Here is a 17,433-nt window from a genome sequence, read left to right as displayed (position 1 = left end):
CGCTTTCCAGCCTTGCTGAAACGTTCGGGGCAAAACGTGCGTCGGCAGCATGCCGAACTCTTGGTATATCAGTCCGTGACCCGTCGCGCATAATAAAGGATGGTTCTTATTTGCGCAATTTTTATACAGTCATTTGGACTGATTAAATCGATACAGCGGTAACAGGTAACGCTGCGAAAGTGTCGTTATCTGCAGGTAATGCTCAGGGGTGAGGGTTCTCCACAGCCTCTGATACCAGATATCTTCACCTTCGCCGGTTGAAAACAAACCGCCTTCATACGCTTGCAAGAATTTACTTTGCGCTTTTTGCAGCGTTGTCTCATCCGATAACATGGCATCAATTGCTGCGTCGTAACAGGCTTTTATCCATGCGCCACCGCTTTCTGGTAGCAGCAGCAATGGTTTTGCCATCCCTTCGCGATAGCCTTCAATCATGAGCGCCAAATGTTGCAATGCGTCGTCCGGCTTCATCGCAGGGAAACGCCATTCGCCACCACTGCGGACAAATAAACGACTCTCCCCAACCCCGCCGCTAGCACAGTAGACAAGATGCTCAAGCCAAAGTTGCAAGCCCTGGGTAACGCTGAGTTTCGATGGTCGCCAGCGTAACAGGCCATCGGGCTGTACATGCGCCAGCCATCCGCTCAGATGCACGCCTGCGCATTCCAGATCGACCTCCATGCTTTGACCGGGCTGGCGCTGCGCGATCACCCGGTCTGCCAGCTCCTGCATTTCAAGCTGCTGGGCTTCCCAGATAATCTCGCCAAACGCGCCATAGGGCAATGCTCCTGCCGCACGATAGTGACGAAAAAGCTTTTCAACGTCCTGTTGGTCCACCAGCGCATTGAGCAGTTCCTGGTTGAGCTGGTAGCGACTTAACCCTTCCAGAATAAAAGGTTCGGCATCGGGGATATCGCTCTCTTCCGGACGGAAATTGACGCGCAGTCGCATCTGGAAGAAGGCGCGTACCGGGTGTGCCCAGAAACGCAACAGTTGCTCAAGCGTGAGCGATTCCAGCGCAAGCGGGGAAAGTTGCTGAATAAATTCCGGGTGCGCCGTGCCCTGTTGGCTTGCCGCGGGCAACCAGTCGCTGGCAAAACTTTGCCATTCGCCAGGGCGGAAATTGGCAGCATCAAACGGCATACGAGGATGCAGATAGCAAATATGTTCTTTAACGCGCTTTTCACTCTCATCGCAATTTAGCGCTTCATCACCCGGCAGGCAGTGGCTTTGCCCAATATAATCAAGTAACTCCTGCACCAGCACAGACGCAAAACGTTCGCTGTTATCCTGAATCGAGCGACCGATATAGCTGATGTAGAGTTTTTCCTGCGCGGAAATCAATGCCTCAAGGAACAGGTAGCGGTCATCATCACGACGGCTACGGTCGCCGCGCTGGGATTGATGGCTCATCAGATCGAACCCCAGCGGTGCAAGGGTTCGCGGGTAGACGCCGTCATTCATACCCAACAGGCATACCACTTTAAAAGGGATAGAACGCATTGGCATCAGGGTACAGATATTCACCGGACCGGCCAGAAAGCGCTGGCTGATGCGCTCCTGATCGAGACGCTGCGCCAGTTCGTCGCGTAAGACGGAAAGTGGGATATCTTCGCCGTACGCTGCATCAATACCCTGTGCAATTATCGCCTGCCACTGCTGTTCGATGAGCGCCAGCGCGGCTTCTGTGTCCTGATCGGGCAGGAAAAAGTCATTGAGCATCTCCCGACAGACCGGCAGCCACTCTTCAAGCGGACGCGCCTGCGCCAGTCCCTGCCGCCAGGTATTAAGCTGCATGAGCAAGGAAGCGAGATGACCGACCAGCTCAGCAATCAGCCCGCTGGATTCATCATAAGGCAGAATGGATTGCCATTCCCCCTGACGACTTTCCATCGCGTATCCCAGCAGCATGCGGGTTAAACCAAATTGCCAGGTATGTTGTCCGGTCGCCGGGAGTTCCAGTTCACGAACATTATCGTCATCCATTCCCCAGCGAATGCCCGACTCATTGACCCACTGGCGCAGGTAACGCAATCCCTCTTCATCAATATTGAAACGCGCCGCCAGCACGGGGACATCCAGCAGCGCCAGTACGTCTTCCGAAACAAAGCGGCTATCGGGTAACGACAGCAAACTAATAAATGCCTGTAGCGCCGGATGCGCCTGACGTGCACGGCGATCAGAAATGGCGTAAGGAATGTAACGCTCACCCACAGCGCTACCAAAAACAGACTGGATATACGGACTGTAGCTGTCGATATCAGCCACCATCACCACAATGTCTCTTGGCGTTAGCGACGGATCGGCCTCCAGCATCGCCAGCAGATTGTCATGTAATACTTCAACTTCCCGCTGTGGGCTATGGCAGATATGAACCGTCACACTACGGTCATCGGGCTCAAGCAGGCGCTTTTTATCACTGCGCTCGTACTCTTCGGCATTTACTCCTGCGACGGCGCTATTTTGCAGTTCCAGCATGTCGTATTGCAGGTTCTGCAGAATGTGCCCCGGCGTAACATCAACAAACGCATCCAGGTCCTGGTAATTCTCCAGCCCGGCAAGCAGGTGCACATAATCGCGCCCCAGTTTGCCCCACGAGGCAAGCAGTGGGTTCGGTAAATTTTGCTCACCATCGCTGTTAAACAAGCCTTGTACAGCGCTCGTATCACGAAAAAGCGGGAGCGTTCGCTCGTCGCGATGATGTCGGCGCTGGCGGGTCAGCAGTTTGGCTAAAAATGCCGGGTCTTTAATATCACCCCAGTAGTAGCGGCAAGGGTTGGTAAAGAGCAGGTGTACATCAATATGCTTACCCAGCGCCTGTAACGCCTGTAGGTAGACTGGCGGCAGCGCTGAAATGCCACATATAAATACACGCGACGGTAACCCAGGCGGGCACTGCTCAGCCGATTCAAGCACATTGATAAAGCGCTGATAAAGATTGGCACGGTGCCAGTGCGGCTGTCCAAGCTCGGCTGTATGCTCCACCAGACGACGCCATAGCGGCGCCTGCCAGATTTGCGCCTCATCAAGGCCATCCACTTTTTTCCCGGCTTCCCAGAGGGTGAGCCACTCCCAACGATAGACAAGGTATTGATCGAAAAGATCCGCAATACGGGAGGAAAGCTGAAACAGCTTGCGCTTGTCGTCGTCATCGCTCAGATAGTGGCGCAACATAACAAATTCGTCCTGCTCCAGCATCTCTGGTAGCAGCGACATCAGTTTCCAGCTCATACTCTGTTTATTAAATGCGCTCTCTTTTGGGATGTCCGGCAGGACACGCACAAACATATCCCAGATAAAACTGGCAGGGAGCGGAAAGTCGATATTGGCGGCAATGCCAAACTTCTGCGCCAGCGTCATTTGCAGCCATTGCGCCATACCCGTGCTCTGAACCAGCACCACTTCGGGTTCAAAAGGATCGCTGAGGTGGTCGCGTTCAACGATAAACTCCATCAATGCTTCCAGCACATCCAAATGATTGGAGTGATAAACCCTTAGCATACGTGCTCCTGACTACTGGCTGTTTGGGCAAAATGTTCGCGTCATTTGCCCTTTTCTGCCCACTGGCGAAATGATAATAACCCTGATGCTGACACATCCCTGGTCGCTTGTCTGCTCCTTCTGTACCTGCCACCCTGCGGGTAGCGGCGGCGGATACATTTGCGCCTGCTGCCAGGCGTGGCGCCACAAAAGTCGGTACTGGCTCCATGCGTGAAAACCGGAGGCAAGCGCCCGATGATAGCCTCCCAGCGCGGTAACCACCATCACCAGCAAAACCATAGCCAGCAGCACTTCGGGCAGGCTAAATCCGCGCTGTCTTATGGAATCTGACATAGCGCCGTTTCCTTACTTGGGCAAAAATCACTCCAGCCGTGTGCGGAAAACACCACATTGTTACGCTCAACATGCCCGCCTCGCCATAAACGCTGTTTGCCACTTCCCACGGTTAATAACACGGCCTGGTCTGTGAGCACACGCAGGCATGCCTGCCAGGGTTCAGTTGGGTGTTGCAGACATTGCAACGCGGGCTCCCTGAGCCACGGGTGCCTTTGCGCCCACATCATCGCCGACTGCACCTGCGCATACTGGCGAAGGTGCTCGCTCTCCGTGCTCACCCGGCGTATATGGGGCTTCAATTGCTGGTTTAACCCATTAAGCATCAGGCTACCGAGTATGAGCATAAGCAGCACCAGTGCCAGTGAAGACATCCCGCGCTCACGGTTCACAAGTTAAAACCACTCACGCTAAAGGCAGCCGAAATATGTTGCGTGTTCTGCTCTTTGATTTGGCCTGCAAGACTGATGGTAAAGACAGGCGCAAAGCCAGTGATTTGCTGCCGGGTTACCGTAAACAGGGTGATATCTACCGTATTGGGATCCGTCATTTTATCCCAGCCCTTTCCCTCGCAGGATGTTGCGCCGCGCAAGGTTTCCAGCACGCCGTTTTGCAGACGAAACCCCGTCTGGTCGGCATCGCTGGCTGGCGATGTTTCCCATCGTCCGTTGCTGTTAGCATCCCATTGCACCACCACGCAACTCCCATTACGCCCGATAGTCAACGCTTGCCCCACACATTCACCGTTGCAATATCCGGCACGCTGAATGTGCCTGGCAACGGTATACAGGCGCTGCCAGAGTTCATCTTCAAGCATCTGATGACGAGTCTGTTGCAGCACAGCAGACTGTAACGCGGGAAGAAAGCGCGCCGCCGCCAGCAGAATAACGCTCCCTATCGCCATCGCCAGTAAGGTCTCCAGCAAGGAAAACCCCTGTTGCCGGTCTAACATGATTCGTCCGCCGCACGTTGACACATCCGTATCCTCCCCCAGCCCGACACCACGATCCGCCACTCACCCGCATCACTTGCGACCCGAATATGCCCTCCCCATGCCGTATTACGCAGGCCATAGAAACCTAATGAAGGTGTAATTTCCACGAGGTTAACCTCAGGCCACACAGGGCGAATAAGATACGGGGAATCGATCGAGCAGCCTGTTTGCAGCTCCTGGGTATGCAGGCACCAGACATCCTCAGAACGAGATGCCAGAATAAGCCGCTCCTGGTTATGCCAGTTGGCATCATCGCGCAGCATCTCCAGGAAATGCCGTACCTGTAACGCGGTTTGCCATAAGCGCTGCTGGGCCTGCCAGGTACGCCAGCCGGTAATCCCGATGCCGCTCAGAATAACGATCAGCACCACCGCAACCATCGTCTCAATCAGAGTAAATCCGTGTTCGTTTTTCATGGCGGCAGTCTGGCGCAGCATCGTCATAATGGCGAGCGGCCAGCGCCCGTTTTACGAGACGTCACGAAACAAACTGGCGGGTTTGCAGCGGGTTACAAACGGTCTGGAAGATATGCCGAAGAATACGTAATGAGGATAAAAAAACCGGCGCTCTGTGGCGCCGGTTATGCGATGCTGCGTTCGGTCAGATAGCGACCGGGGCTTTAATCGCCGGGTGCGGATCGTAGCCTTCGATTTCAAAATCATCGAAGCGGTAATCAAACAGCGATGCGGGTTTACGCTTGATTTTGAGCGTGGGCAGCGCACGCGGTTCGCGGCTTAGTTGCAGGCGCGTTTGCTCCAGGTGGTTGCTGTACAGGTGAGTATCGCCACCGGTCCAGACAAAATCCCCAGGTTCCAGGTCACACTGTTGCGCCATCATATGCACCAGTAATGCGTAGCTGGCGATATTAAAAGGCAGACCAAGGAAGATATCGCAAGAGCGCTGGTAGAGCTGGCAGGAGAGCTTGCCATCCGCGACATAGAATTGGAAAAACGCGTGGCACGGCGCAAGAGCCATTTTATCCAGTTCGCCCACGTTCCAGGCTGACACGATGATACGGCGCGAATCCGGATCGTTTTTCAACTGGTTCAGTACGGTCGAGATCTGGTCAATATGACGGCCATCCGGCGTTGGCCAGGCACGCCACTGTTTGCCATAAACCGGCCCGAGGTTGCCCTGCTCATCAGCCCATTCATCCCAGATAGAGACCTTGTTCTCTTTCAGGTAAGCGATATTGGTATCGCCCTGCAGGAACCACAGCAGCTCATGAATAATGGAGCGCAAATGGCAACGCTTGGTGGTCACCAGCGGAAAACCGTCCTGCAGATTAAAGCGCATCTGATGGCCAAAAATAGAGAGCGTGCCCGTCCCTGTACGGTCGTTTTTCGGGGTGCCCTCATTGAGCACCTTTTGCATCAGTTCTAAATACTGTTTCATGGTTCCTCAGGAAACGTGTTGCGGCGCACGACGACGATACGCCCAAACCATCATGATAATACCCGCAACAATCATCGGGATGGAGAGGATCTGCCCCATGCTGATGTATTGCACCCACGTCCCCGTAAATTGTGCATCCGGCTGGCGGAAGAACTCAACGATGATACGGAACGCGCCATAGCCAATCAGGAACAGGCCAGACACAGCACCCATCGGGCGAGGTTTGCGGATATAGAGATTCAGGATAATGAATAACACGATGCCTTCCAGCACCAGCTCATACAACTGGGAAGGATGACGAGGCAGAACGCCGTAAGTGTCAAAAATGGATTGCCACTGCGGATGAGACGGCAGTAATGCGGCATCTTCTGCGCGCGACCCCGGGAAGAGCATTGCCAGCGGGAAGCTCGGATCGACACGGCCCCACAGTTCGCCGTTGATAAAGTTACCCAGACGTCCGGCACCCAGACCAAAAGGAATCAGCGGGGCAATAAAATCTGCAACCTGGAAAAAGTTACGTTTGGTGCGTTTGGCAAAGACGATCATCACAACGATAACGCCGATCAAGCCGCCGTGGAAAGACATGCCGCCGTCCCAGACGCGGAATAAATACAGCGGATCGTTGAGGAAGATCGGGAAGTTATAGAACAGAACGTAGCCAATACGCCCGCCCAGGAACACCCCAAGAAAGCCTGCGTAGAGCAGATTTTCAACTTCATTTTTCGTCCAGCCACTGCCAGGACGGCCAGCACGACGGGTTGCGAGCCACATGGCAAAGACAAAGCCAACAAGGTACATCAACCCGTACCAGTGAAGAGAAACCGGCCCAATGGAAAAAATTACTGGATCAAATTCAGGAAAACGCAGATAGCCACTATTCATCTGTCACCACAACATGTTGTTATTCCGCCGAAAGTGGACAGCGGTATAGATGCGCGCCCGTTCTGGCGGGCGCTCCAAAGGCGCGAATGATAGCATAAGGAGGTCAGGCTGGATGCGGCGAAGTTGTAAAAGATATGTATACCCGTCATCCTTTACGCCGCAGGTGCGTTGGCTTCCCCAGCGCGCCACAGAGTTATCAGTACTCCGGGAATCTTACGTCTACAACCCACCGCGAATAAGACCACCCAGACCGCGTCGCTCCATAAATGCCGCGACCTGATGTCGTACTTCGGTCGCCAGTTGCGCCTCAAGCGTACGGTTGGCCAGCGTTTGCGCCTCAGCAAAATCAATACGCCGTAGCAGATATTTAATACGCGCTACCGACTTACCGTTCATCGACAGATGGCTAAAGCCAAGGCCAATCAGCACCGCCACACACATGGGATCTCCCGCCATTTCACCGCACAGACGCAGATCGACGCCCGCCTGTTCGGCTTCTCTGGCAATCATCGCCAGCGCGCGCAACACGGCAGGATGCAGGCTGTCATACATACTGGCCACACGCGTATTGTTACGATCAACCGCCAGAATATACTGAGTAAGGTCATTAGTGCCGATAGAGATAAAGTCGACCCGATTCGCCAGGTGCGAGAGCATAAACACCATTGATGGTACTTCAATCATCACGCCAATACGCGGTTTCGGAATGGCGTAACCAATCATCTCTTCGACTTCACGCCCGGCACGTTCAATCAGCCGTTTTGCTTCATCCACCTCATCAATGCTGGTGATCATCGGCAGCAGGATGCTGAGATTTCCGGTAGCCGCGTTCGCACGCAGCATTGCGCGCACCTGCACAAGGAAGATTTCCGGCTGATCGAGCGTAATCCGGATGCCACGCCAGCCCAGGCACGGGTTCTCTTCGCTTATCGGCATATACGGCAACTGTTTATCCGCGCCGATATCCAGCGTACGCAGGGTCACCGGCTTATCGTTAAACATCTGCAGCATGCCTTGGTACTGTGCGACCTGCTCTTCCTCCGACGGGAAACCACTTTGCAACATAAAGGGAATTTCGGTGCGATAAAGCCCGATGCCGTCAATACGACTACCGAGCTTCTCTTCATGCTCCGGACTGAGCCCCGCGTTGAGCATCACCCTGATGCGCTCACCGCTTTTAAGCTGCGCGGCGAGGTTCACATCATCTTCGGCAAGCCGGGTTAATTCATTCTCTTCGGTGATAAGTCGCTGGTATTCCTGCAACAGAACGGGCTCTGGATCCACCAGCAGCTCACCGCGATAGCCGTCCACCACCAGCGTGCGACGATGCAGCACAGAAGGCTGAATATCCGCCCCCATAACCGTCGGGATCCCGAGCGCACGAACCATGATTGCCGCATGGGAGTTGGATGCGCCATCGCGGACTACAACACCCGCGAGCCTGTCATGCGGAAGCTCCGCCAGCGTTGTCGCAGATAATTCATCGGCAACAAGAATAAAGCGTTCCGGCCAGGTATTGGGGCCTTGAATATTATCATCGAGATGGAACAGCAAGCGCTGGCCGAGCGTGCGTAAATCGCCAGAGCGTTCTTTCAGATAACCGTCACTCAATGCCGCAAACTGCTCGGCGAATCGTTCAATAACCGTTTTGACCGCCCATTCAGCGACCAGACCTTTATCTACCTCGGCAAACAGCTCACGGCGCAGACGCGCATCGGAAAGCAGATGCGAGTAAAGATCGAAAATCGCCGCCGTCTCTTTTTGCGCCCCAGCAGAAAAGCGCTTGCTATAACGACGAAACTCACCCGCCGCCTCTTCCAGCGCGCTGGTCAGCCTTTCCCTTTCAAGCGTTGTGTTGAGGGTCGAGGCTTCATAAACCTGTTCCATCAACGGCAGCGTTTCATCCATCCAGCCTTCGGCAATGGCCACGCCGGATGACGCAGGAAGCGCGCGAATACGCGTCTGGCGATACTGACCAAACAGCGCGGTTAGCTGCGACTGAGAGAGAATGGCCGCCATTTGGGTAGCCAGCGTCACCAGGAAGGACTCTTCGCTTTCATCGTACTGGCGCAGTTCACGTTGCTGAACAACCAGAACACCGAGAAGCTGACGACGCTGAATAATCGGCACGCCGAGAAAAGCGCGAAAACGCTCTTCTTTTACGGCAGGGATGTATTTAAAACTGGGGTGTTTTTGCGCATCAGCAAGGTTAATAGGTTCCGCCAGCCTGCCTACCAGGCCGACGATACCTTGATCAAACGCGAGAGTGACCGTACGCCCGCGCGGCTTTTTTAAACCGCGAGTCGCCATTAAGTAATAACAACGCCGGTCATGGTCTGCGAGGTAGACGGAGCAAACTTCCGTCTCCATCGCCTCGCAAATATCTGTGACCAGTATTTCCAGCGCTTCGTTCAGTCGCGGCGCGCTGGCAACTTTTTCAACGATTTCTCGCAAGCGGGTGAGCATAATGTGCGTGGCTTAACCTCTTTTACGTCGCCAGGCAGGTGCACTTTGTGGCTTAGGCGGAATCTCCTGAAGCGCCATCACGGCCCCTGCAAACTCTTTCATCACCCGTCGGTAGACATCGCGTTTGAACGACACTACCTGACGAACAGGATACCAGTAGCTCACCCAGCGCCAGCCATCAAACTCAGGGGTACTACTGGTTTGCATATTGACATCAGCATCACTGCTGACCAATTGCAGAAGAAACCATTTTTGTTTCTGGCCGATACAGACCGGCTTTGTATCCCAACGCACCAAACGTTTCGGTAACTTGTAACGCAACCAGTTACGGGTAGAAGCAAGGATTCGAACATCTTTACGATTTAAGCCTACTTCCTCGAACAGCTCCCTGAACATCGCCTGCTCCGGAGACTCACCTGGGTTGATTCCCCCCTGGGGAAACTGCCAGGAGTGCTGCCCGAAGCGTCTGGCCCACATGACCTGGCCCTGTCGATTACAGATTACGATACCCACATTTGGGCGGTAGCCATCGTCATCAATCACCGGACTACCTCAAAATAAACCTGAATTAATCGATTGTTTCACACTCGTGGAAAACGGTAAACCACTCAATTACGACGGAACAAACGGATAACATTTGAATAACTCACAATTATCGGCAAAGTTATAAACAGACGTCCCCTCGCCTGCCCGGTTTTATTCACCTTTTCTGTGGATAGACTTGTGAAGAACCGGAGATTTAACATTGGAAAACCCGGAGTAGTCTGAATATGCAAATAATCGACCCAGTGAATAATTACCTTAAATTCATTGAGTTAATAGGTTTATTTCTGTATTTGCATCACATAATGTGATGATCGTCACTATAGTGATCCTTGTACTGATGAAAGATCGAACAACGTCGTTTTTATCCACAGATTATGCCAATAACTTAGGCACATTTTGTGCAGAAATTCGATTTTCGTCGCACGTCAAGGCTGTAAATCGAAACAGTAGTGACACTTTTACCCAGTTATCCCATTTTTCTGTGGATAACATGGTGTAAGATCCTGTTCATTGTCAGTGACCAGATTTGAACAACCGCGTAGCGAGTTGCGCAACACCACCTTTTTCACGGAAAATTATCTTATGAATCAGTCCTTTTACCAGGACGGGTGGAAAAAGATCGCAGCCAGCGACGGTGTGCATAATTGCAGTTCATTTTTTAATCAAGGTTTTAGCATGTCCGCCATACAACCTTTACTAACGTCTCCTGAGTCTGAAATTCAGTTGCTTACCCAGGCGCAACATCTCGCAGGCTACACCCTGGGCGAACTTGCCCGGCTTGCCGGATTGCCCATTCCTCGCGATCTTAAACGCGATAAAGGCTGGACGGGTATCCTGCTGGAGCAGTGGCTCGGCGCCAGTGCAGGCAGTAAACCGGAGCAGGATTTCGCAGCGCTGGGCGTAGAGCTGAAAACGATCCCCATCGATAGCGCGGGCCGGCCGCTGGAGACGACGTTTGTCTGCGTCGCCCCGCTAACAGGCAATACAGGGGTGGTGTGGGAAACCAGTCATGTACGTCATAAATTGCGCCGCGTGTTATGGATCCCCATCGAAGGTTCGCGCGACATTCCCCTTGCCGAGCGCCGCGTAGGCTCGCCGCTGCTCTGGAGTCCCAGTGAAGAGGAAGAAACCCAGTTGCGCATGGACTGGGAAGAGTTGATGGACTTGATTGTGCTTGGCCAGGTTGAGCGTATTACAGCGCGTCACGGGGAGGTGTTGCAGTTACGCCCGAAAGCGGCAAACAGCAAAGCGCTGACCGAAGCCGTCGGCGCACATGGAGAACCTATCCTGACGCTGCCGCGTGGTTTCTATCTGAAAAAGAATTTCACCGGCGCGCTGCTCGCCCGCCATTTCCTGGTGCCAGGGGATTAACTTTTACCTCCGCGCGGCTGGCGCTTATAATCAGCCTTTCTTTTTTGGCAGGACTTTATAGATGTTATTTGCATGGATTACCGATCCCAATGCCTGGCTTGCCCTTGGCACGCTAACGCTGTTGGAGATTGTGCTTGGGATCGACAATATTATTTTCCTCTCACTGGTTGTGGCGAAGCTGCCCACCGCGCAGCGTAACCACGCCCGAAGGCTCGGTCTGGCTGCCGCGATGGTCATGCGATTGCTGCTGCTGGCTTCAATCGCCTGGCTGACAAAACTGACCACCCCGCTGTTTAGCGTATTGGATCATGCGGTATCTGCGCGCGATCTGATCCTGTTTTGTGGCGGTGTGTTCTTAATCTGGAAAGCCAGTAAAGAGATCCACGAAACGATCGAAGGTGATGAAGAGGATCTGAAAACCAATGTTCACTCGTTCCTCGGTGCAATCGTACAGATTATGCTGCTGGACATTATTTTCAGTCTCGATTCCGTCATTACTGCGGTTGGCCTGTCCGACCATCTGTTTATTATGATGGCGGCAGTGGTGATTTCGGTTGGCGTGATGATGTTTGCCGCACGCCCTATTGGTGAATTTGTGAATCGCCATCCTTCGGTGAAAATGCTGGCGTTATCCTTCCTGATTCTGGTGGGCTTTACCCTGATTCTGGAAAGCGTCTCGATTCATGTACCGAAAGGGTATATCTACTTCGCGATGTTCTTCTCTATCACAGTTGAGACGCTCAACTTGATGCGCGGTAAAAAAAACCCGTCGTAATACAAGGCTTCCCCGCAAGGGGAAGCTATTTTCCCCGTCTTTTTGTCCCTGCCCACACTTTAAGATTTTCCCCCTTTTTTGCACTGATACATCAGGTTATTACTAGAATGATGTGAGACACGAGCCAAATGAGGACAGAACGATGAAAAAATGGGCAGTGATTATCTCTGCAGTTGGATTGGCATTTGCAGTTTCAGGTTGTAGTAGTGATTACGTTATGGCAACCAAAGATGGCAGGATGATCCTGACTGACGGTAAGCCAGAAATTGACGATGAAACCGGCCTGGTTAGTTACCATGACCAGCAAGGCAATAAGATGCAGATCAACCGTGATGATGTTTCTCAGATCCTCGAGCGCTAAAAATCTTTAAAAAGGTCAGTCACCTGCTGACCTTTTTTGGTCTCCCCTCTTTCCCTTTGTTCCGCCCTCTGCCATGTTTATATTCCTTTGTCAGGACAACTGACGCAGTAAAGTAAGTTAAAGGAAGCCGGCTATGCACTATCACCGTATCCCCCACAGTTCACTTGAGATAAGTACCCTGGGGCTGGGCACAATGACGTTTGGTGAACAGAACAGCGAAGCCGACGCCCACGCACAGCTTGATTACGCCATCAGCCAGGGGATCAACCTGATTGATGTCGCAGAGATGTATCCCGTCCCGCCGCGCCCGGAAACACAAGGGCTGACGGAGACCTATGTCGGTAACTGGCTGGCGAAGCGCGGCAATCGTGAGAAAGTGGTCCTCGCCTCGAAGGTTAGCGGCCCCTCGCGCAATAATGACAATAGCATTCGACCAAACCAGGCGCTGGATCGTAAAAATATCCGCCTCGCGCTTGAAGCGAGCCTGAAACGCCTGCAAACCGATCATCTCGATCTCTATCAGGTGCACTGGCCGCAGCGTCCTACCAACTGTTTTGGCACACTGGGCTATAAGTGGACGGAATCTGCCCCTGTCGTCACGCTACTGGAAACGCTGGAGGCGCTGACCGAGTTCCAGCGCGCGGGCAAAATTCGCTATATCGGCGTGTCGAATGAAACGGCCTTTGGCGTGATGCGCTATCTGCAACTGGCGGAAAAACATGAACTACCGCGCATCGTCACCATTCAAAACCCCTACAGCCTGCTTAACCGTAGCTATGAAGTGGGTCTGGCTGAGGTGACGCAATATGAAGGGGTTGAGCTGCTGGCTTACTCCTGCCTGGCGTTCGGCACCCTCACCGGGAAATACCTGAACGGTGCGAAACCCGCAGGTGCCCGCAACACCCTGTTCAGCCGCTTTACCCGTTACAGTGGCGAGCAGGCGCAAAAAGCGGTTGCTGCCTACGTGGATATCGCCAAACGCCACAATCTGGATCCGGCGCAGATGGCGCTGGCATTTGTGCGTCGTCAGCCGTTCGTTGCCAGCACCCTTCTGGGCGCAACAACAATGGAACAGCTAAAAACGAATGTGGAAAGTCTGCATCTTACGCTCAGCGAAGAGGTGCTCGCCGAAATTGAAGCGGTGCATCAGGTCTATACCTACCCGGCACCCTAATATGAATCAGGCCGGGTAACCCGGCCTGTCTCTTAGCGGCGGCGTTGCCAAATCCACAGTGCCGCAATTGCCAGCGCAAACAGTACGCCGAACCCGACACCGACACCAACCACCGGCACACCCACTTTGACCGCCAGGGAGTAGAGTCCCAGCATCAACAGCATGGCGGTGTTCTCGCCGAGATTCTGTACCGCAATAGCGTTTCCTGCGCCAACAGAACGCTTACCCCGCTCCTGCAACACCGCATTAAGTGGCACCACGAAAAAACCACCCAGCATGCCGATAAGCATTAAGATTCCATAAGCCGGAAGTACTGCATGTTGTAACGAAAAGAAGGTTACTGCCACGCCAATCAAAATCCCGGCAGGCATACAACGCGCCACCGTCTCAAGCGTAACCAGTTTTGCGGCAAGCCCGGCCCCCACCACAATGCCCACCGCCACCATGGCATTGAGATAAGTCGGCGTGGCGTTATCCGTAATGCCCAGCGCAACGGGCACCCACAGTACCAGCAGAAAACGCAGCGTTACACCCGCGCCCCAGAACAGGCTGGTACCAACCAGTGAAAAACGCGTCTCGCCATTGCGCCACAACAATGAACAGGCAGAGAAAAAACTGCGCGTCATCGGGGTGAAACGCCAGGACTGCCCCGGACGCGCAGCCGCCAGGCGTGGAATCATCAGGTTTGCCGCCACCGCGCCTGCGTAGACCAGCGCACAGACGCCCAGCGAAGCCAGCACGTGCCAGTCAGCCAGAATACCGCCCGCCATGGAACCCAACAGGATCGCGGCAATCGTTGAGGACTCCATCAGTCCGTTCGCTTTGACCAGTTTGTCACCGGTTGTCAGTTCACCCAGGATACCGTATTTCGCCGGGGAATAGGCCGCCGCTCCCACGCCCACCAGGGTATAGCCGATGAAAGGGTTGATGCCGATGCAAATGCTGGCCGCCCCCAACAGCTTGAGGCCGTTGGCGACCATCATCACGCGTCCTTTGGGGAAGCTGTCAGCGATCTGCCCGACAAAGGGGGCAAAAAGGATGTAAGCGCCCACAAACACCATCTGCAGGATCGGTTGACTCCAGTCGGGGTAGAACTCCGCTTTCAACAGCGCCAGGGTGGCAAACAGCAGCGCATTATCACCAAAGGCCGACAGGAACTGGGCGACAATGACCGCTTTCATCCCCTTCGACCACAGTGAAGTGTTAGTGGGTACTGACTCATGCATTTTGGGTTTCCGCCTCTTCAACCATGCCTTTTAACGTCACAAAGTCAGGCTTCCCGCTGCCCAGTAACGGCAACTGTTTGAGGAAGCGTATATCGCGCGGAACCGCCAGTTCCGGCACACCTTGCGCACGCGCCTGCTGCTGGAGTTTCTCGCGCGTCAGTTGTTCATCGGTGGTGAACAGGACCAGCGCCTCGCCTTTGCTGGCGTCGGATTTGATCGCTGTGGCATGCATCTTCTCAGGCGATACCGCCAGCGCCAGTTGCTCCACCATCTCCAGCGAAATCATCTCACCGGCAATTTTGGCAAAGCGTTTGGCACGGCCCTGAATCTGCACGAAGCCTTGCTCATCAAAGCGCACAATATCGCCCGTGTCATACCAGCCGCTTTCCAGCTCACCCTGGGCATTTTCTGCCGCAGGCGCTTCCAGCACGCCGGGGTTCTCCACGCGCAGATAACCGTTCATGATGTTCGGTCCTTTCAGTTGCAGCCGGCCACCGTCATCAATACCCGGCACTTCAAGCAGGCGCGCGTCCATACCGGGCAGAATACGCCCAACGGTACCGGGCTTCGCCGCCATCGGCACGTTGATTGACACCACTGGCGCGCACTCTGTTACCCCGTAGCCCTCCAGAATGCGCAGACCAAATTTGTCCTGCCAAAGCTGACGGGTGCTGTCCTGGAGCTTTTCAGCCCCTGCTACCACATAACGCAGGCGGAAAAAGTCATACGGATTGGCGAAGCGGGCGTAATTCCCCAGGAATGTCGATGTGCCGAACAGCACGGTACAGTTCCGGTCGTACACCAGCTCCGGCACAATGCGATAGTGCAGCGGGCTTGGGTAGAGGAACACTTCTGCCCCGGTCAACAGCGGCGTAAACAGCCCCACCGTCAGACCAAAAGAGTGGAACAGCGGCAGCGCCGACATAAAGCGATCATTGGCGGTGAAATCGGCAATGGTGCGGATTTGCTCGACGTTCGCCAGAATACTTTTATGACTATGGACAACCCCTTTCGGATTGCCCTCAGAACCGGAGGTAAAAAGTATGATCGCCGCATCTTCGGGTTTTTGCGGCACCTGCGCCAGACGTGGCATCAGCACGCGGCTAAAGATCCACAGCTTATCTTCCAGCGTGACGCTGCCTTTTAAATCTTCCAGATAGACCCAGCGCACCTGGGTTAGCTGTTCCGGCAGATGCCAGAGCTTCCCTTTGTCCATAAAGGTACGTGAGGTAAATACCGTTTTGATTTCCGCTGCGGTAATGGCGCTGGTCAGCCCTTTAACACCGGCGGTGTAGTTCATCATCGCCGGAACGCGCCCGCGGGCGATGGCGCCAAAAATCACCGCGGCGCTGATACCGGCGTTCGGCAACATCAGGCCGATTTTCTCACCCTGTGCCGTGTATTTGTCGAGAATACGGGCGACAAACAGTGTCTTGGTCAGCAGCTTACGGTAAGTGTCCGGGGTGAAATTAATGTCTTCTACGCAGTGCTTGCCTGCGCCGTAACGATATTGTGCGGCAAGGAAGGCGTCGAATAAGGTTTCGCGCGGACGCACCGCCATGCGGGCTTCCATCATAATCTGATGCAGCATCTCACCGGCAATCTTACGGCGGTCGCGGGCGCGCGGCGCTTCCGGCATTGGCAGTTGCGTTGGCGGCAGAACATGCAGATGAATCTGTGGGAATAACCGCTGTTTAACCAGCCCTTTCAGACGGCTGAAAAAGGTCAGCTCCGCCCCCTCTATACGCAGCGGTACGACGGTTGCCGCCGACTTCGCCGCCACAAACCCCGCACCATCGTAGATTTTCATCAGCGAGCCGGACACCGAAATGCGCCCTTCCGGGAAAATCACTACCGGACGCCCTTCGCCAATCAGGCGGACAAGGTGTTTGACGGACATCGGCTTCGTCGGATCCAGCGGCACAAAATCGATGATCGGTTTAAGCCAGCGCATGTACCACTGCTGGCTAATGGAGGTATAAACCGCAAAGACCGGGCGAACAGGAAGAAAGAGCGCCAGCAAAATCCCATCGATAAAGGAGACATGGTTGGGGACAATCAGCACGCGCTCGCCGTGCAACGCCTGTGTATTGCCCGTGAGTCGCACACGGAACAGGACGCGAAAGAGGCCACGAAAAAAGCCAAATAACATTTCAACTCCTTTTGTTAGTCAATTCGACAGGTTATGAATAAATTGTGGCAGATTACACGAGAAGTGGGGGGCGGCGAAATGCGGGCGAAAAAAAACCTGCGCATCCGCGCAGGTTGGTGCAAGAAATTAAGTACGAAATGCGTACCGAAATAATCACCAATCAATACCTCTGGGATCTTGATTGTGGCTGGCGGCGCGTTAGCTCGCCAGCAGTAAAAAGCAAGCGAATGAGCCTAAGTGCAACGAGGTGTTTCTAA

Annotated in this window: 15 protein-coding genes and 1 pseudogene; 5 read left to right on the top strand and 11 right to left on the bottom strand. The window is 54.0% G+C overall.

The features are described 5' to 3' along the window. Nucleotides 1-129: 129 nt before the first annotated feature. From recC to rppH, 9 genes are all read right to left on the bottom strand, one after another. Nucleotides 130-3,501 (bottom strand): exodeoxyribonuclease V subunit gamma, encoded by a 3,372-nt coding sequence (gene recC / locus C5523_RS05130; RefSeq protein ID WP_108700696.1) that lies wholly within the window; start codon nt 3,499-3,501, stop codon nt 130-132. A gap of 12 nt (nt 3,502-3,513) precedes the next feature. Further along, nucleotides 3,514-3,834, bottom strand: coding sequence for a prepilin-type N-terminal cleavage/methylation domain-containing protein (locus tag C5523_RS05125; RefSeq protein ID WP_039077104.1), 321 nt, complete (start codon nt 3,832-3,834; stop codon nt 3,514-3,516). After that, a complete protein-coding gene (locus tag C5523_RS05120; RefSeq protein ID WP_108700695.1) occupies nt 3,819-4,226 on the bottom strand; it encodes a DUF2509 family protein in 408 nt (135 codons plus the stop codon). The genes C5523_RS05125 and C5523_RS05120 overlap by 16 nt, the downstream gene beginning before the upstream one ends. Then, a complete protein-coding gene (locus C5523_RS05115) occupies nt 4,223-4,786 on the bottom strand; it encodes a prepilin peptidase-dependent protein (RefSeq protein ID WP_108700694.1) in 564 nt (187 codons plus the stop codon). The genes C5523_RS05120 and C5523_RS05115 overlap by 4 nt, the downstream gene beginning before the upstream one ends. Next, on the bottom strand, nt 4,780-5,244 hold the full coding sequence (locus tag C5523_RS05110; protein ID WP_071193791.1) for a prepilin peptidase-dependent protein: 465 nt from the start codon (nt 5,242-5,244) through the stop codon (nt 4,780-4,782). The genes C5523_RS05115 and C5523_RS05110 overlap by 7 nt, the downstream gene beginning before the upstream one ends. Nucleotides 5,245-5,428: 184 nt before the next feature. Then, nucleotides 5,429-6,223, bottom strand: a complete 795-nt coding sequence (gene thyA / locus C5523_RS05105; RefSeq protein WP_039077107.1) for a thymidylate synthase — start codon at nt 6,221-6,223, stop codon at nt 5,429-5,431. 6 nt (nt 6,224-6,229) lie between these two features. Continuing rightward, entirely contained in the window at nt 6,230-7,105 is an 876-nt protein-coding gene (lgt, locus tag C5523_RS05100; RefSeq protein ID WP_039077108.1) for a prolipoprotein diacylglyceryl transferase, read from the bottom strand. Nucleotides 7,106-7,324: 219 nt separating this feature from the next. Then, nucleotides 7,325-9,571, bottom strand: a complete 2,247-nt coding sequence (ptsP, locus tag C5523_RS05095; protein WP_039077109.1) for a phosphoenolpyruvate--protein phosphotransferase — start codon at nt 9,569-9,571, stop codon at nt 7,325-7,327. Nucleotides 9,572-9,583: 12 nt separating this feature from the next. After that, entirely contained in the window at nt 9,584-10,114 is a 531-nt protein-coding gene (gene rppH / locus C5523_RS05090) for an RNA pyrophosphohydrolase (protein ID WP_039077110.1), read from the bottom strand. 452 nt (nt 10,115-10,566) lie between these two features. Here rppH and C5523_RS27605 point away from each other — a divergent pair. The 5 genes and pseudogenes from C5523_RS27605 to C5523_RS05070 form a co-directional block, all read left to right on the top strand. After that, nucleotides 10,567-10,641, top strand: a pseudogene (locus C5523_RS27605) (hypothetical protein); the annotation flags it as partial. 151 nt (nt 10,642-10,792) lie between these two features. Then, complete coding sequence (gene mutH, locus C5523_RS05085) at nt 10,793-11,488, top strand: DNA mismatch repair endonuclease MutH (RefSeq protein WP_079498541.1); 696 nt, start codon at nt 10,793-10,795, stop codon at nt 11,486-11,488. Nucleotides 11,489-11,549: 61 nt separating this feature from the next. Further along, entirely contained in the window at nt 11,550-12,263 is a 714-nt protein-coding gene (locus C5523_RS05080; protein WP_039077111.1) for a TerC family protein, read from the top strand. Between the two features lie 142 nt (nt 12,264-12,405). Next, nucleotides 12,406-12,624, top strand: a complete 219-nt coding sequence (gene ygdR / locus C5523_RS05075; protein WP_039077112.1) for a lipoprotein YgdR — start codon at nt 12,406-12,408, stop codon at nt 12,622-12,624. Between the two features lie 133 nt (nt 12,625-12,757). Then, nucleotides 12,758-13,798, top strand: a complete 1,041-nt coding sequence (locus tag C5523_RS05070) for an NADP(H)-dependent aldo-keto reductase (RefSeq protein WP_039077113.1) — start codon at nt 12,758-12,760, stop codon at nt 13,796-13,798. Nucleotides 13,799-13,830: 32 nt separating this feature from the next. Here C5523_RS05070 and lplT read toward each other — a convergent pair whose 3' ends face one another. After that, nucleotides 13,831-15,024 carry a lysophospholipid transporter LplT gene (gene lplT / locus C5523_RS05065; RefSeq protein WP_108700693.1) on the bottom strand — a complete coding sequence of 398 codons (1,194 nt, stop codon included), beginning with the start codon at nt 15,022-15,024 and terminating at the stop codon, nt 13,831-13,833. Further along, a complete protein-coding gene (gene aas / locus C5523_RS05060; RefSeq protein ID WP_071193777.1) occupies nt 15,017-17,176 on the bottom strand; it encodes a bifunctional acyl-ACP--phospholipid O-acyltransferase/long-chain-fatty-acid--ACP ligase in 2,160 nt (719 codons plus the stop codon). The genes lplT and aas overlap by 8 nt, the downstream gene beginning before the upstream one ends. Nucleotides 17,177-17,433 lie beyond the last annotated feature (257 nt).

It is taken from the genome of Phytobacter sp. SCO41 (assembly GCF_003073275.1).
In the GTDB taxonomy this organism is placed as follows: domain Bacteria; phylum Pseudomonadota; class Gammaproteobacteria; order Enterobacterales; family Enterobacteriaceae; genus Phytobacter; species Phytobacter diazotrophicus.
This window is presented reverse-complemented; position numbering and strand designations above follow the sequence as displayed.

Coding starts and splice junctions, on each gene's coding strand:
- thyA (WP_039077107.1), bottom strand. CDS start 6,223: ATGAAACAGTATTTAGAACTGATGCAAAAGGTGCTCAATGAGGGCACC.
- lplT (WP_108700693.1), bottom strand. CDS start 15,024: ATGCATGAGTCAGTACCCACTAACACTTCACTGTGGTCGAAGGGGATG.
- C5523_RS05070 (WP_039077113.1), top strand. CDS start 12,758: ATGCACTATCACCGTATCCCCCACAGTTCACTTGAGATAAGTACCCTG.
- C5523_RS05080 (WP_039077111.1), top strand. CDS start 11,550: ATGTTATTTGCATGGATTACCGATCCCAATGCCTGGCTTGCCCTTGGC.
- C5523_RS05110 (WP_071193791.1), bottom strand. CDS start 5,244: ATGAAAAACGAACACGGATTTACTCTGATTGAGACGATGGTTGCGGTG.
- ptsP (WP_039077109.1), bottom strand. CDS start 9,571: ATGCTCACCCGCTTGCGAGAAATCGTTGAAAAAGTTGCCAGCGCGCCG.
- mutH (WP_079498541.1), top strand. CDS start 10,793: ATGTCCGCCATACAACCTTTACTAACGTCTCCTGAGTCTGAAATTCAG.
- C5523_RS05115 (WP_108700694.1), bottom strand. CDS start 4,786: ATGTTAGACCGGCAACAGGGGTTTTCCTTGCTGGAGACCTTACTGGCG.
- C5523_RS05125 (WP_039077104.1), bottom strand. CDS start 3,834: ATGTCAGATTCCATAAGACAGCGCGGATTTAGCCTGCCCGAAGTGCTG.
- aas (WP_071193777.1), bottom strand. CDS start 17,176: ATGTTATTTGGCTTTTTTCGTGGCCTCTTTCGCGTCCTGTTCCGTGTG.
- recC (WP_108700696.1), bottom strand. CDS start 3,501: ATGCTAAGGGTTTATCACTCCAATCATTTGGATGTGCTGGAAGCATTG.
- lgt (WP_039077108.1), bottom strand. CDS start 7,105: ATGAATAGTGGCTATCTGCGTTTTCCTGAATTTGATCCAGTAATTTTT.
- ygdR (WP_039077112.1), top strand. CDS start 12,406: ATGAAAAAATGGGCAGTGATTATCTCTGCAGTTGGATTGGCATTTGCA.